The sequence below is a fragment of the Pseudohongiella acticola genome (assembly GCF_001758195.1).
In the GTDB taxonomy this organism is placed as follows: domain Bacteria; phylum Pseudomonadota; class Gammaproteobacteria; order Pseudomonadales; family Pseudohongiellaceae; genus Pseudohongiella; species Pseudohongiella acticola.
On the sequence record NZ_MASR01000001.1, the window covers coordinates 2012262 to 2027640 of the forward strand.

Annotated in this window: 15 protein-coding genes; 2 read left to right on the plus strand and 13 right to left on the minus strand. The window is 57.7% G+C overall.

Features of this window, described 5'->3' with window-relative positions:
- Positions 1–25 precede the first annotated feature (25 nt).
- The 11 genes from PHACT_RS08535 to PHACT_RS08585 form a co-directional block, all read right to left on the minus strand.
- A complete protein-coding gene (locus PHACT_RS08535; protein WP_245730653.1) occupies positions 26–715 on the minus strand; it encodes a hypothetical protein in 690 nt (229 codons plus the stop codon).
- Positions 716–745: 30 nt separating this feature from the next.
- Positions 746–1396 (minus strand): hypothetical protein, encoded by a 651-nt coding sequence (locus PHACT_RS08540; RefSeq protein ID WP_139141485.1) that lies wholly within the window; start codon positions 1394–1396, stop codon positions 746–748.
- Positions 1397–1454: 58 nt separating this feature from the next.
- Complete coding sequence (locus tag PHACT_RS08545) at positions 1455–2456, minus strand: hypothetical protein (RefSeq protein ID WP_070116859.1); 1002 nt, start codon at positions 2454–2456, stop codon at positions 1455–1457.
- Between the two features lie 103 nt (positions 2457–2559).
- Positions 2560–3663, minus strand: a complete 1104-nt coding sequence (locus PHACT_RS08550; RefSeq protein WP_083264458.1) for a vWA domain-containing protein — start codon at positions 3661–3663, stop codon at positions 2560–2562.
- A complete protein-coding gene (locus PHACT_RS08555; protein WP_070116869.1) occupies positions 3647–4993 on the minus strand; it encodes a hypothetical protein in 1347 nt (448 codons plus the stop codon). The genes PHACT_RS08550 and PHACT_RS08555 overlap by 17 nt, the downstream gene beginning before the upstream one ends.
- The gene (locus PHACT_RS08560; protein WP_070116874.1) at positions 4990–5835 is read right to left on the minus strand and encodes a MotA/TolQ/ExbB proton channel family protein; all 846 of its coding nucleotides are present in this window, start codon (positions 5833–5835) and stop codon (positions 4990–4992) included. The genes PHACT_RS08555 and PHACT_RS08560 overlap by 4 nt, the downstream gene beginning before the upstream one ends.
- 61 nt (positions 5836–5896) lie before the next feature.
- Positions 5897–6211 carry a hypothetical protein gene (locus PHACT_RS08565; protein WP_139141486.1) on the minus strand — a complete coding sequence of 105 codons (315 nt, stop codon included), beginning with the start codon at positions 6209–6211 and terminating at the stop codon, positions 5897–5899.
- Position 6212: 1 nt separating this feature from the next.
- A complete protein-coding gene (locus PHACT_RS08570; RefSeq protein ID WP_070116885.1) occupies positions 6213–8309 on the minus strand; it encodes a PEGA domain-containing protein in 2097 nt (698 codons plus the stop codon).
- 4 nt (positions 8310–8313) lie between these two features.
- Positions 8314–9810 (minus strand): tetratricopeptide repeat protein, encoded by a 1497-nt coding sequence (locus PHACT_RS08575; RefSeq protein WP_070116890.1) that lies wholly within the window; start codon positions 9808–9810, stop codon positions 8314–8316.
- A gap of 37 nt (positions 9811–9847) precedes the next feature.
- Positions 9848–11026 (minus strand): hypothetical protein, encoded by a 1179-nt coding sequence (locus PHACT_RS08580; protein WP_083264601.1) that lies wholly within the window; start codon positions 11024–11026, stop codon positions 9848–9850.
- A gap of 11 nt (positions 11027–11037) precedes the next feature.
- Positions 11038–11859, minus strand: coding sequence for a hypothetical protein (locus tag PHACT_RS08585; RefSeq protein ID WP_070116900.1), 822 nt, complete (start codon positions 11857–11859; stop codon positions 11038–11040).
- On the opposite strand from PHACT_RS08585, the gene PHACT_RS08590 reads away from it, so the two are divergent.
- Entirely contained in the window at positions 11858–12199 is a 342-nt protein-coding gene (locus tag PHACT_RS08590; RefSeq protein ID WP_070116905.1) for a hypothetical protein, read from the plus strand. The two genes, PHACT_RS08585 and PHACT_RS08590, sit on opposite strands and share 2 nt — an antisense overlap.
- A gap of 177 nt (positions 12200–12376) precedes the next feature.
- On the opposite strand, the gene PHACT_RS08595 is transcribed toward PHACT_RS08590, so the two are convergent.
- Positions 12377–13870, minus strand: coding sequence for a hypothetical protein (locus tag PHACT_RS08595; RefSeq protein WP_139141487.1), 1494 nt, complete (start codon positions 13868–13870; stop codon positions 12377–12379).
- A gap of 169 nt (positions 13871–14039) precedes the next feature.
- Here PHACT_RS08595 and mutM point away from each other — a divergent pair, with 169 nt between their 5' ends.
- The gene (mutM, locus tag PHACT_RS08600; protein WP_070116917.1) at positions 14040–14855 is read left to right on the plus strand and encodes a bifunctional DNA-formamidopyrimidine glycosylase/DNA-(apurinic or apyrimidinic site) lyase; all 816 of its coding nucleotides are present in this window, start codon (positions 14040–14042) and stop codon (positions 14853–14855) included.
- Between the two features lie 13 nt (positions 14856–14868).
- On the opposite strand, the gene coaD is transcribed toward mutM, so the two are convergent.
- Positions 14869–15378, minus strand: coding sequence for a pantetheine-phosphate adenylyltransferase (coaD, locus tag PHACT_RS08605; protein WP_070116922.1), 510 nt, complete (start codon positions 15376–15378; stop codon positions 14869–14871).
- Between the last annotated feature and the right edge of the window lies 1 nt (position 15379).

Genomic DNA, 15379 nt, shown 5'->3' on the forward strand with positions numbered 1-15379 from the left:
ATATCGCGTGTTTGGGCAAAAGGCGTCAGTCGCCCTTAACAAACTGCTTAAGCTGATCGGCCAGATTGTTACAGGCATTGGCTTCCACCCGCGCAATCAATGGAATGGGAACAAAAACCGCCGGCACATAGGACTGGCCGCTGGCATCGGCGCTGATGGTGCCGACCGAGGTGTGAGACGACACGTCCCATACCCGTGCCTCATAATTGGAGTCATCTTCCCAGGAGCCAAAACCAAAACAGCCACCACCGCCGGGGCCAACAGCACACGAGATGGATCCCATTCGGTTGCTGGTTTCGGTCTGACCGTCCAGCCACACCATATAACGGATACCGAACTCCGACATTTTGTCGGTGACCAGCGGTTGCGCCATCAGTTGCTGCAGGTCTTCACTGCGCATGGGTGCTGTCCGTGGTTCAAACCAGGGAAACAGAGCGTCAACAAACACCTGCTCCGGCACTACAGTAATCGCATCATTGCCACGCCCCATGCGGTTACCGACACATTCGACAAAGTCGGCATGGGTCGAGTAGGCCGCGCCCTGACGGCGCCCAAGAATGACAATGGATTCACTGGAATCAATACCGGTGTCGCCCTGCCGGAACTCGTCAATGGTCGTGGTGGTGCAGGCGCCAAGGGTCATTCCGACAATCAGCATCACAATCAGGTAGTACCCTGTGCGCATCAGCCCTGCTCTGGTGTTGTTTGTTGCCATGCTGACTCCTGCCTTGCGGACGCTTGCGCTTTATTGCAAGCGAGGTTGTAACCAGTCCCGAACGTCCGGGACACTGGTAAAACTGATGGAGAAGTTTGACGCCAGATCCCGCAGAGCCGCCACCGCTGCATCATTGATTCCGCCCTCAGCGCTGCCAAAGGTCTCCTGTCCGGTTTTGCCATAAGCCGTCATCACCCAGTCGGCAATATAATCACCATCGGGAGCGGTCATGCGCATGTTGTACTTGATCCAGACTTCGTAAGAATCCAGACGTGTTTTTTGCGGCATGCCCAGCTGAAATTCATCAATATTGGGGATAAAGACCGCGTCAACGCCGCGTTCATTCGCCATCGCCGGATCATCCAGCACCACCACCTGCTGAAACATGGCCGGCAACACCGTGTTGAACAGCTCCATGTGGGAACTGCCGCTGTTGACCAGGTACTCGTCCTTGCCGGCATCGCTGCGCTCGGTGTAAACAAAATTCTGCAGGGCTTCACTGTAGTACACACCCAGCGTTAGTGGTAATGGCGGGATATTGGGTGATGGATAAGTGCCTTCGATGTCGACAGTGCGTGCGGCGCAGGCATTGAGCACAACCACGGCCACCAAAAGCAGGACAAAGGCGCGAGCATGGCGTCGCAACATGGAATTCTGGACTGGATTAAAATCGCTTCTCACTGACTGCTCCAATGCTGTTGTTATGTTGGTTTAGCTGAACAGTTGTCGTGCGTCCCGCTCACTGATAGGCGTTAAGTCCGACAAAGCTGCCACCGTTACGTTCGGCCAGTTCTCGCATCAACGTGGCAAAACGATACAGACTGTCGTGATAACGCGGATCCAGATCAAACAATACCGGAAATCCGACCGCGTGAATACGCATCAGACGATTGCCACTGGCATCGGCCGCGTTGATCCGGTCCACGGTTTCGACCACCCGGGTGATGGAACCGCCGGGAAGAAAGTCATCCCCGAAGGTGTATATGCTCACGCGTTGGCCGGTCTGGTAGAAGGCACTGATGGCGCGGGTAATACCCTCCACCGGGCTGCTGTTGCTGAACGGCGCCCAGTTGCGCAGGGCGCTGATAATGGCCTGACGCCGCGCCGGCGTGTCGGGGATCCACTGACCGCGATAATTGGGAAACATGTAATCGCCCATGTCATTCATGATCTGGATGCCTTTGACCTCGGGATACACGTCCAGTACTTCAGTGACCATTTCCAGCACACGGGGCCAGGCGTTATAAAACATACTACCTGAGGTATCGATCAGGAAGATAATGTATTCGCTGTCGACCGGAATGCCGCCGATCACATTATTGCTGCGGGTGAAGTCCTGACCAAGCAGGCGCTCCATTTCTGCCGTCAGTGACTGCCGGGCGATGGCCAGCTCGCTCTCCTCAACGGCGCGCTCTTCGGCCAGCTCAGTTGAGGTTTCGTAACGGCCCCGAATATTGGACATCTCACGCTCCAGCCGGGCCACACGCTCGCGGTAGGCGGACAGCTGTTCTCGGCGAGCATTGAGTTCGCGGTTCAGGGTCTGGGTTTCACCGCGGATATCGAACAGTGTCTGCTGCAGCTCGGCCACCGGTTGCTCAAGCTGTTGTGGTGCGTTTTCCAGCGTCACCGGGGCCGAGTTTTCGGTAATCATCAGCAGCAGAATGATGGCGCCAAAACCACAGGAAATGACGTCCAGAAACGCTATGGTGGCACCGTCTTCTTCGCGTTTTCGTTTTCTCATGGCTGCTTCTCGCTCAAGGCTGTTTCTTGCTCATGGCTGTTTCTCGCTCACGGCTGTTTCTCGCTCATGGCTGTTTCTCGCTCATGGCTGCAATTATCTCCGTTCATGGCCAGTCGCGCGCGGGGGTGATAAATGACCCTCCGCTGAGTACGCCCAACTGCCAATACGCAGCTGCGGCCGCCGGATCCCCTTCCATCGGTAGCAAGATGGTGTTGACCGGTATATTTGCCGGCATCGTATTCAATGCCTGCTGGTACAGTTCCAGCCGCTGCCGGGGGCTGATGGTGGTGGCGTTGCTGCTGCGTGAGCCCTGCGTCGGCAGGCTGTCTGTGATCAGGTAAACATTGTCCGGTCGCGGGTTCATGGCCGCCACCGCCTCAAAGGCGCGCTGCAGATTGTTGCCACCACCGGGCACAGTAGACTGGACCGCCCTGACCACCTCATTCAGTTCATCGCGATCAGCAACTTCCAGCCAGCGCCCGTCTGTACCCGGCATGATGGCCTCTGCGCTTTCGTTGTAGCCGATGACCTGATACTGACTGACCAGCGGCAGCTGGCTGCTGATCCATTCCACGATACGCACGGCGCGCTGCCATTTGGCTGACGCCAGTTTCGCGTCGTCGGACATGTTCCTGATGCGAATGATGTTGACCAGGCTGGCATCCAGCATGCTGGCCGACGTATCAAGCAGGATCAGAATCCGGTTGCCGCCCAGGAACATGCCGGTCAGATATTGTCGGTCGCCATCACCGAGAAATTCACGGCTGCTGTCGCCCTGCTCTTCCACAGCACTGGTCTGCAGGCGCAATAGCTCTTCTTCCAGCGACTGGATATCGGCGCGCAGGTCTTCCAGGCTTTCTTCCGTTGCCATGGAGTTGCCTTCCAGTGCGGCGAGTTGTGCCATAAAGTCGTCTATATTGTTCTGTATGCGATCTGCCAGCCCTTGCGCTTCCACCACCTCAAGACTGATTTCGTCCAGCGTGTTGCGGACCTGAAACAGTTGCTCTTCGCCTTCCAGTACCTCTTCCTGCAACAGCCTGGCTTCGGCCGTCAGGTTTGGATCCACTTCATTGCGGTCTTCAGTTGCAGTGTGATCGAGAATCAGAAAGATCAACACCACAGCGCCGAAACCGCAGGACATCACGTCCAGAAACGCCAGGCCCATCGGGTTGACGCCAGCGCGTTTGCGTTTACGCCCGGCCATCATGCACCCGTATCAACTGCAACACCGGATCATCACCCACGCTGAGTTGGTCGCCGGCACTCAGGGTCTGCCCCGGCGTGGCTGCCTTGGCGTTGATTAAAACAGACGCGGATGCCGACTTGATAACAATGCCTTCCACGGCAGGGGCCAGCACACACAGATCCTCGGCGGACGCGGCATCGTTCAGACTGACAGTCGCCCCGGTGCTGGCCCGGACATAGATCGACGAGCGCAGCGGATAGGCGATGCCGTCGAGCAGAATATGACTGGCTGCCACACGCTCCGGAATCACAGGTACGGCATCTGCTGTATTATTTACGCTAGCCGGTGATATGCGCCAGCTACTGATAAACGGTACATCGGTGCCGGTGCGGGTCAAGGTAGCACTGGCGTGTGAGCAGGCATTGGCCATGTTTTCACCGCTCAGCGGTGCCTGTTGGACCTGAAGCGTGGCTTCCAGCCCGGGTATGGCCGCCGCCCGCTCCGATATTAAAACAGGTAGCGGGCCGTCACTCGAAAGTGCCGACAGTGCCTGCAGCTGTTGTGTGATACGGCGAAATACTGGCTGCAGACTGTCCACCATTTCGGCAACGCTGACGCGCGCCTGATGTGTGGTCTTGTCGGTGGTGATACTGACCAGGAAATCCGCCTGCCCGCCACGGATCTGCAACAGATAGTCAGGCAATTCGTTGTACAGGTGCTGCTCCCAGAATGCGCTGTGCTGCGGATTAAATCGCGACTGTTGGATAAAGGCGTCATTGATGACCTGAACCAGCGCGTTGGCGATATTGCTCCAGCCCGCGCCTTGCACCACCACGGCCTGTTCACGTTTAAGCTGGTGCTGATCCTGGCTGAGCAGAGTGAGACTGAACTGGTGCAGCTGCATGTCGGCAAACACCACCCGCGAATGATCAGCCATATGCGACTTTGCATAGAACAGCCCGGCGTCCATCATGGCCGCCGCACGAAACGGCGTCTGTGCTACCACACCACCCAGAATGGCAAGCTGCTCGCGGCTGAAGCTGCCGGGCACCGCGATCGTCACATCGCCTTCGAAGTCACTGGCCTGTGCAATATGCTGGAGGTGCGCGTGGACAACATCGGCGTTGTTTCGGAAGTGCGCCAGCGGGCGCGTCAGTGGCGCCATGCTGAGACGGTACCAGAATTCGTTATGCGTATTGACCGGATGCAGGCGGCTCTGTTCAGCGGCACTCTGGCCAAACTGGATGCTTCCGCCAAGGCTCAGTGCAAAGCCGGGGCTGCTGCTGACCAGATCGCCGTCCTGGTACAGGTTAATGGTGTTGTCATTTAACTCGAGAACGGCGCTGGTCATACTGGCTGTACCGCTTCACTGTGATTATCCTGCGGTGTGCTGCGCCCCGGTACCTGTAAGTAGTTAATCAGGTGATCATCACAATAGGCCTGGCTGTCCATCACCAGACGATCCTGCACCAGCGACAATTGATACAACAGGAACATCAGCACAATGCTGGTGACCAGTGCCACGAAGGTTGAATTAAAGGCCACGCCTAGGCTGACGGTGACACCCAGAATGTCGCCACTGACAGCCTGGTGCGCCTGACCCAGCGCGGTACCGATACCACGCACGGTGCCCAGGAAGCCGATCGACGGAATCGCCCAGGCGATATAGCGGACAATGGCCAGTTCACTTTCCAGACGTTCGGATTCATTGTCGCAAATGTCGCGCACGGTGGCCGATACGTCCTGCACCTCTCGCGTTGTACCAAACCGGTGCAGCCCGGCAAGCAGTGCGCGCGGCAACAGAAACCCCCGTTCTTTCTCCGGCAGCGCCTGAACCGGTCGGGCAAAGTGCCGGGTGTCTTCAGGCAGGATACTGGTGCCCTCGGACACCGGCAGCAGCTCCCGATCCAGCAGTGAGCGTTCACGCATGGTGCGCACGGTTTTCATGCCGATGATGGACAGCGCCCAGAAGAACAGAATGATACAGGTTTCCTGCTCGAAATCGCGCAGCACGATATACATGGAACGATCGGGCACGTAATCTTCGTCCGCTTCCTGCTGAATGGTCTGCTGCTGTTGAATGATATCGGCGTTGGGCCTGATCACGGCGACATAGACGGCATGCACCACAATCACAACGATGATGAGTGCAAAAATCTGATAGATGACTTCAGACAGGTATTTTTGTTTCATGCGCACGTCCCTGATCAGGTTAAACGGTTAATCGGTTTACAGCGTTTTCTGGCTTACAGACTCAGATGTCCACCGGGAAGGAAACACCGGAGTCCTGCGAAATCTGCTCTGACGGAATAAAACGACCCGGCCCCTGATTCTGTGAACCATCAATGGGCTGGCTGTCGATGTCGGGCAGCGCCGCGTCAGCGGCCGCCTGTTGGTCATCGTTGTTTTGTTCATCAACGTTCTGTTCTTCACTGGTCTGTTCTTCACTACCCTGGTCTTCATCTGCCTGGTCTTCAATGATGTCGGCACCCGCCGGCTGCGCGTGTATCGCCGTCAGCGGCATCAGCAGAATCAGACTCAGGACACACATAACACGCGTTAGGCTCATGTTACTCTCCCAGGTAGCGGGCGACACGGAAACCCAGATCGTTGCGGGCCTCCTCGCCAAAATCACGATAGGACGCGCGCAGCTCGGTCATGCTGCCATGCGCCCAGCTTGAGCCCTTGATAGTGCGGTAAGTGCCATCTTCGGGTCCCAGCGGATCAGTCACCTTGACGGAGCTCAGACCGCTGACCGCGCCATAATAATCATGCACCCACTCTGATACGTTACCGGCCATATCGAACAGACCTTGAGCATTGGCTGCGAAGGCGCCGACATTGGATGTTCCGGGAATGCCATCGTTGTAACCTCGCAGAATCTGGCCCAGAAAGTCGCTGGTGGACTCGTCCGCGAAGTTGCCGGTCTCGGCTGGCGGCGGCCAGCTTTCGCCCCAGGTAAATCGGGTGATGCCGTTCTGGCCATCCGATCGCGCAGCCCATTCCCATTCGGCTTCTGAAGGCAGGCGGTAACCATTGGCATTGGCATTGAACCCGGTGATCGTGCCGTCTGCCACGTTATAAAACGGTGTCAGTCCTTCCTGCGCGCTCAGCCAGTTGGTGTATAGCGCTGCATCCTGCCAGCTCACCTGCACGGCTGGCTGGTTAGGGCGGTCCAGTGACTGCCCCTGAAGCGTGCCGGAGGCATGGTCAGCCCGGAAGCGTTTAAACTGGGCATTGGTCACCGGGCGCAATGACAGATAGAACGGTTTCTCCATGCCGACATCGCGCAGCGTTTCGTTGGCGCGTCGACCAGGCTCACGACGTGAAGACCCCATGGTGAACCCGTAGGGATAAAACAGATGCAGAGTTTGACCACCGGCACTGGTAATCACCGGTTCAATGGCATCCAGTCGCGCCTGCTCTTCAGTTTTCAGGCTGACTCGAATTTCCTGATCCAGGCCAGGCCTTGAGGTGAAGTTGGCGGCGTAAGGCACGTAGCCTTCACGCCGAATCTCGATGCGCTGGCTGGCGGCGATCAGATCGACGGTCTGGTTGGCGGCACCCTTGAGCTCGCCGTCAACATAAAGCTGTGCGTCAGACGGCTGCGCAATAATCCTCACCGGATTGGTAATGGGGTCAAGTGGCACCGTCATATCACGTTCTTCGTCGGATCCCGTTGTGATACGTCTCACAGCGGTATCGTAACCGGTTCTGAACAACCTGATTTCGTGTTCCTGTTCTGGTGGCAGGGATACTTCAAGCGGTGTCTGGCCCCGGTACTGGCCATTGATGGTGACATTGGCGTTGCCCGGCGTGGAGCGAATAAATACCAGGCCGTCGGCCGCTTCCAGCGTCACAGACGGCAATTGCTGATCGGCTCCGGCCATGACCACCAGTTCTTCCTGCCAGGCTTTATAACCGCTGCGTTTGATGGTGACTTCATAGGCACCCTGCAGCAATTCCATTTGCGCGGGCGTCACACCCTGCACCTGGCCGTTAACGATGATGTCCGCACCCGCGGGCCGCGACGTAAAACTGATATCAGCCCAGGCTGGTGCCAGTGTGGCGGTCAGCGATTGTTCAACCTGACGACCTTCAATCTCCACCTGTTCCCGATAAGGCAGGTAGCGTTCGCGCTGAACCTGTAGTTCGTAACTGCCTGGCGGCACTTCTGCATCCACCAGGGGCGATTCACCGAGGTCGACTCCGTCCAGCAACACGCGTGCCCCGCTTAAGGCTTCCCCTTCAGCATCACGGGTGGTGACACTGACCAGGCCGGGCAATGGCGTCAGGCTAAAGGGATGCGTTTGTGCCTGTTCCGGGCCGACAACCAGCGCTACCTCGCTGTCATAATAACCTGGAGCGCTGAGCTGCAATTGATAGTCTCCCTGCCTCATCAGATAGCGTGGACCCACTTTGACGGCAAAACCATCAACAACCTCAATGGTCGCTGCCATTGGCGAAACTTCGACAAATACGGAACGTGCAGTCAATACAAACCCGGCAGCGCCGGCAGCCAGCGCCAGACCCACCACCACGATGGCATGGTACCAGCGCGGTCGCCAGCTGAAGCGTCGACCGGGTGGTGGCGGCGGACTGAAGTCGACCGGTGTGATGCTGTCCGGGGCGTCATGCTGACCGGGGTTGTTGCCATTGTCCTGCATGTGCTCAGGGCCTGTTGACTGCCGCGACCTCTTCGTTGCAGCGGATAGTTAAAGAGTTCAGATCGTTACCGAACCCGACGACAAATTCTTCCCGCACATCGCGGTAACCGGGGCGCGTGCCTACCGCGACATAACGACCGGGTGTCAGCATCAAGGTGGTTTCGGAGAATGTCCCCAGTTCTGCGACCTGATAGACGGTGACCTGAGTCGCATTGTCTGATCGAAGGGTGACTTCCAATGGAATCTGCATTTGTTGTAACAGCTCCTCCATGGCATCCAGCTGCTGTGCCAGGCGTTCACCGACCTGACCCTGCTCGGCCAGCAAATCGGCTTCCAGATCACGGCCAATCCGGTAGACTTCCTGCGCTTCGTTGTAGGCTGCCTGATCGGACAGACGCATGGGCTGGTCAATGTTGACCGCCAGCAGACGGTCAAGTTGCAGGCGTCGGGCCGAGTAGTCTTTGCCTTCCAGCGCAAACACCAGATTACTGTCCAGCGCCAGCACCGCATCGTAAGCAGTGACGGCCTGTTCCCATTCCTCATTGGTTTCAAGGGCTTCAGCCTGTGCCTGTAGATCGGCGATTCGGGCCAGGGTGATTTCTTCCCGGGTCTGGGAAATGGCTTCAGTGGCTTCGTCGGAGCCGGGCTTGATGCGTTGTGCGCGCTGGAAGGCGGCAATAGCCTCGTCCGCCTGCCCCTGTTGCAGCAGGGCAAAACCTTCGGACATGACATTGGTGTAATTGGCATCGGCTATCATCTGACGGTTCTGTGTCACCAGGGCAGCGGCGCGTTCATGCGCGCCGTCCAGCGCGGCGGCCTGTTCAAACTGCTGCTGGGCGACCTGCAGATCGCCTTCTTGCTGCAGGTTTTCACCACGCGCGATCAGATTTTCCACTTCATCCAGCGTCTGCGCACGCGCCAGTCCCTGCTGCGCTCGGGCGCTGTCCGGACCCAAGCGCAACGCCAGTGTAAACCTCTCCAGTGCCAGCGCTGAATCTTGATCAATAATGGCCGCCTCGCCATCACTTATCAGATCATCAAGCACTTGAGGTGCGCGCTCCTGCAGACGCGATAACGCCAGGTCACTTTCCTGATAGGCCAGTGCTGCCTGCACAAACTCGGTGTTGCGATAGAACTCATCTCCGCGGCGCGCTGCGGCGACGGCGGCTTCATAATCGCTTTGTGCCCATTGAGTAACTGCCATGTCGTCCAGGGCCTGTTGCCGCTCCAGCAGGCTGGCCAACGCATCCTGCGCTTCGCGGCGTTGCCGTGAGCGCTGAGCCTCATCAAAGGGAGAAATCCGGGGACCCTCCGAGGCGGACGGAGTGGTAGACGCGACAATGGGTGCTGACTCGGTGCGCGGCACCAGCGGTAATTCATACTCCTGCACCAGGCGAGGCAGAACAAACACCACGGCCAGCGCCAATAACATCAGCACCGCCAGCGCCACCCACACCCAGCCCGAAATTTTATCCCCGTTCGCGGTCTTACCACCCTGCATACTGTTTAGTCCTAAACTGCCGTTTATCCACTACGGATCAAACACCACCTGTTTCAGTCAGGTAAATTTCCATCAGGATGTCACGCCATTGGTCATACTGCTCTTCAACGGTACCAGTGAGCATGATTGTGCGGTCGTCCAGTTCAATTACTTTGGGGGCGATTTCTGACTGCAGGGATTCACCCAGCTCCTGCAGCGCGGCGATGTGCATGCGCGCTTCTGCAGTGCGATCAAAACCACTGCGTACCAGGTAGGCGCCTGCACCGACGCCGACAATGCCAGCCGTTTGCGCAGCGGCGCTGCTCTGACTGCCAACGGCAGCAATACCACCGACAATGGCAGCAGCACCGGCGATAAAGCGACGACGCGCCGAACGTTCGGCTTCATCCAGCGCCATGGTTTCGTGGTAACTCTGTTCACGCCAGGCGTCGTAGGGACCACGCATCTCCCGTGTGTAGGTCGCGTAATAATCCTGCACGGTATCAACAAACAGGTTGTCTCGTTCGCGGATATCACGGATGCGCCGTAGTGACGGATCATTCTCGGCCGGTAGCCTGGCGACGCGCGTAATGCCGCGATCGTTGGTGGTGACATAGGAACCAAAAATGTCCGGCGCAAAGTCAGCAGCAAATTTTAGTTCGGAAACAGTGCGGATATTGCGAATCTGCTGCGCATCCAGATTCTCCTGCACGTACACCAGCAGATCATTGGCGATGGTGTTATAGACTACCTGAAAGGGGTCATGCAGCTGGCGCTGGGTCTGGTCGTAGCTGTACTGACTGATGTGTTCTTCGTACAGGCGGGTATACCATTCGCGCCCGGTGGAGTCGGTCACCGTTACTTTGACAATCATACCTTCACCGTCGGACAGCAGGATCTGACCTTCCAGGAAAATATCCATCACGCTATTGTCCGATGGCAGCACCCGCACTGCGCCCCAGTTGGCAGAGCGCTGCAATGTGTCTGCCATCAGATAAGGTGCGTAACGCGATTCGGCGCGGCGGATTTCAAAGTTGGTGCGATCCAGATCACCACGGTCGACTTCGTCGATACCCGGATCAAATACCATGACCCCTACGTCCATCAGCAATGACTCGTCCTGCGGCGTGGCATTCTGTACCACCGGTACAAATTCGGTGGTTTTCACTGACGTGGTCGAACAACCCGTCAGCGCCATCACCGACACCAGGAACAACGTCATTGTATTTCTCATCATCACCCTGATCATCACTCTGCACCCGTTATTTCAAGGCCGGTGTATCGGCGATACTCATCCCACAATGCTTCGCGTAGTTCCGGGTCAGGCTCGCGCAGCGCCGCTTCACGAATTTGACGTGCCACGACATCGTCGCCGCCGCCCGGAGGAATATCATCCGGGACCGGGAATGTCTCACGCTGTTCTCCTGCCGGGCCACCATTAACGCCCCCCACCGAACCGCCGGAACCGCCCGCCTGAGGTCCACGGCCATCGCCGCCGGGAAAACCGCTGACGCCGCTGACACCGGCCGTCTGTACACCGGTCACACCCGGCAATGAGCCCGAGCCGCCATCGCCGCCGCTGCCCTGGCCGCTGTCTTCGTCATACAGTCCTGCGGGATCGTCTCCGACCTCGTTGGCGCGACGCTGGGCGCGGCTGCGTTCAGCCAAAATCAATCCGTCGAAGTCACCGTAAGCACCACCGAGTTCGCCATCCAGAACGGCAACGCGTTGCGAGGCTGTCATTACGCCTGCACCGCCGCCCGCTGCACTGCCAGCGCTGCCCTGGCCCGCTGACGCCTGACCGCTACTACCCTGACCTGTGCCACTCTGACCCGCGCTGCCCTGGCCAGTGGTGCCCTGACTCGCACCGCCCTGCCCCGGTGATTGTCCGCCTGCGCCGGTGCCGGCGGTTGACGCCGGAGGAATGCGATTCAGGCCACCGCTATTGCTGCGATCGCCATAGGCTTCCAGACCACCACTGCCTACCGTGGAACCGCCTGCGGCTGTGCTGCCCGCGGCACCACTGGCACTGTCAGTGCCTGGCGCACCCGGACGTCCGCTGGCGGGCATGACACCACCGACTGCGGCGGCTGTGCCTCCTGACGAAGAACTGCGACCGCCGGAGAAATCAGGCAATCCGGACGATGAAGCGCTGCCGCCACCGGAACTGGCTCCCGCGCTGCTCGCCTGTGAGCCTGATGATGAGCTCGACGATGAACTGGAGGCAGACTGCGATCCTGAAGAGCCACTCGACGGCATTGAAGGCATGGAAGGGGATGACGATGATGATGACGGCATCGACGACGAGCTACTGGATGACGATGACGACGAGCTGCTGGACGAACTGCTTGATGACGAGGACGAAGATGAAGACGACGGCATCTGCGGCATGCTGCTGGAGGATTGCTGAGACTGCTGCGTGGATTCACACGCGCTGAGCAGCAGCGCAGCAACGCTCAGGCTTAATAGAATTCGGCTTCGTGGCATATTCATCTTCTCTGACTCCAACCGCACATCGCAGTGTCTTGAGTTTACCGTAATAAAGACCGGCTAACGGCATCATTATTGCGTACACGTTTTCTCGCCTTCAATTTTCCTCCAGCTCTCTATAGTAGGGAAAGCGGTAGACCAGGCCGTCAACCCGGGCGGCTTCACCCTCCCGAATGATGGGACGCATTCGGCTGTCACGCAGCGCACCTATCTGATGACGCTGCATGCTGACATCGTCTTCCGGCCAGGACTCTACAATGTCGACATTAACGGCGCGGCCGTACTGATTGATATCAAACTCCATGACAACATACGGCATGTTCGATGACGTCGTCATGTCAACTGCCTGTTTCGGCTCGCTCGAGCCGGCGTCTTCCGGCTGCGAAGCTGGCTCTCTCTCATCTGGCCCCGCCTCATCTACAGTGGCATCGGCCACCTGAATATCGCGTTTGCGCACCGGCCCGCGGGTTGGTTGCCGTGTGGGTTCAAATCTCGGCAACAGAACAATGCGATCAAATACTTGCTGTTTAAGCGCCTCGTCTTCATTCTGCATATTGAGCCAGGCACTCTCATAGACATCAAATGACGCATTGCGGCGCTCAAACAGCAGGTACCAGTCAGCAAGATCGAGAATCGCGTTGGTATGCGCTGCCAGTGCCTGGTCGCGCTCTTCGCCGACAATGCCGGCCGCTTCCACCCTGGCCAGCCGCGCCGCCCGCATCTGCAGAATTTGCTCCAGTGCATATTCCCCCTGCAGGAACGGGTTGTTATGGCGTCGGTAACGCCGGTCAGTGACTTCATTCACCCAATTGTCGTCGACAAGCCGGACAATGCTGAATTGTGACTGCTGTCTGTCCTGTGCGCCGGAGCGCGCCATCAGCCATGCCAGATAGGCCAGGCGCTCAAGCATTGCCTCTCGGGACTGTTTCCTCAACGCCTCATCCTGGTCCACAATTGTCAGTGCAACACTGTAGAGATGGAAGGCATCAACCAGCCGGCTGGCCGGAAAATCACCTACACGGCGCCAGAACGCGTCGATGTTCCACTGGGCAAAGGTTTCCAGTGCCGGAATCAGGGCCGGATCGTCAACAGCTCTGGCACGGCTGTGAACGTAAAACAGATACTGCTGCAGTTCGTCGGCCTCAGACCATTGATCCAGCGCCAGATGACTTTCAATCTGCATTTCAATGGCATTGACCTGCTGCAGGCTGAACAGACCGTGATTGACCCGACTGACATGCACTGCCCGTTCCAGCAGGGCAATGGCTTCAACGTGGTCTCCGTTTTCCTGCACGTGGCGGGCCAGACTCAACGTGGATTCGGCAATATCCGGATGCCAGGTGTCACCGCTACCTTCAAGCGTCTCGATCGACTCCTTCAAATCGGTCAGGTCTGTCAGTTCGCGCAGATCCTGTGGCTCCGCAATGGTCTGCATGGGACTCAAATTGCTGGCCCAGCCCTGACCGGGATCGTTGCTTTCGGCTGCCATGATGGAAGGCGCCCAGCATAACGCTATCGCCAGGGACAGGGTTGGCAATGGACGGATCGACGTGTGAATCGACGCTTTTACGCAGATGGTTCGGAAACACATGGCGGAATCTCCGGTACTGTCTTATGCTGTATTTGATGTCAGATCATGCTTTAACGTTACACCAGAATACGCCACATCTGAATAGATACAATAGTCTGGTTCACAAAACTGACTGACAAATAATCGTCACAAACCGCTGATTTCAGCCACAATATCGAAAACAGAACGTATGCCTGAACTACCCGAAGTTGAAACCAGTCGCCGTGGTATCGACCCTCATATCCGAGGCCAGACCATCGCCCGCAGCGTGGTCAGACAATCGCAGTTACGCTGGCCGGTATCGCCACAGATCACCGCGCTCATGCCCGGTCAGACCGTGCTTGGCACGCAGCGCCGCGGCAAGTACATACTGATAGAGACAACCGCCGGACACATAATTATTCATCTGGGCATGTCTGGCAGTGTTCGTATCCTGCCAGCCGGGGCGCCGGCGGCGAAACATGATCACATTGATATTGTGTTTACCCATGAGCTGATGTTGCGTTACACCGATCCACGCCGATTCGGCTGCGTGCTGTGGAGCGAGGATGCCATCGCAGAGCATCCTCTGCTGGCGCGACTGGGCCCGGAGCCGCTGGCAGAAGACTTCGACACATCCTATCTGTTCCGGCTCAGCCGGGGCCGCAAAACCCCCATCAAGAGCTTTATCATGGACAGCCATGTGGTGGTGGGTGTGGGTAATATCTACGCCAACGAAGCGCTGTTTATGGCCGGTATTCGCCCGCTGGTGGAGGCCGGTTCGGTATCCCGGGCACGGATGGCACGGCTGGTGGCGTGTATCAAGCAGGTAATTGCCCATGCCATCACCGTGGGTGGCACGACATTGCGCGATTTTGTTGGTGGGGATGGCAAACCGGGCTATTTCCAGCAATCACTGCTGGTTTATGGCCGCGGCACAGAGCCCTGCAAACAATGCGGTGGCATCCTGCAGGAAGTGCGGTTGAGTGCCCGCAGCACGGTGTTTTGTAAACGCTGCCAGCGCTAGCGCTAGGCCTTGCCTATTTTTTTTCGGCGCCCTGTTCAGCTTTCTGCTCTGCCAGGTGGTCGCGCATGGCATCCGCCACCAATGGATGCACAAAACGGCTGATATCGCCGCCGTAGGAAGCAATTTCGCGCACCAGCGTTGACGAAATATAGGACAGGTGCTCATCCGGCGCCATGAAAATGGTTTCAATGCCCGGATCCAGCGCCCGGTTCATGCCAACCAGCTGGAACTCGTATTCAAAGTCAGCGACGGTGCGCAGGCCACGCAGAATGACGCTGGCACCGCGCTCACGGACAAACTCGATGAGCAGGGTTTCAAATGCCACCACTTCGACATTATCCACGTGAGCCAATACCTTTCTGGCCAGTGCCACCCGTTTTTCAGTCGACAGCGATGTGGTCTTCTGTTTGTTGACGCCAATGGCAACAATGACCTTGTCAAACAGGCGCGAAGCGCGTTCTACCAGATCGATATGGCCGTTGGTGATGGGATTAAACGTCCCCGGATAAACCGCTGTTTTCATG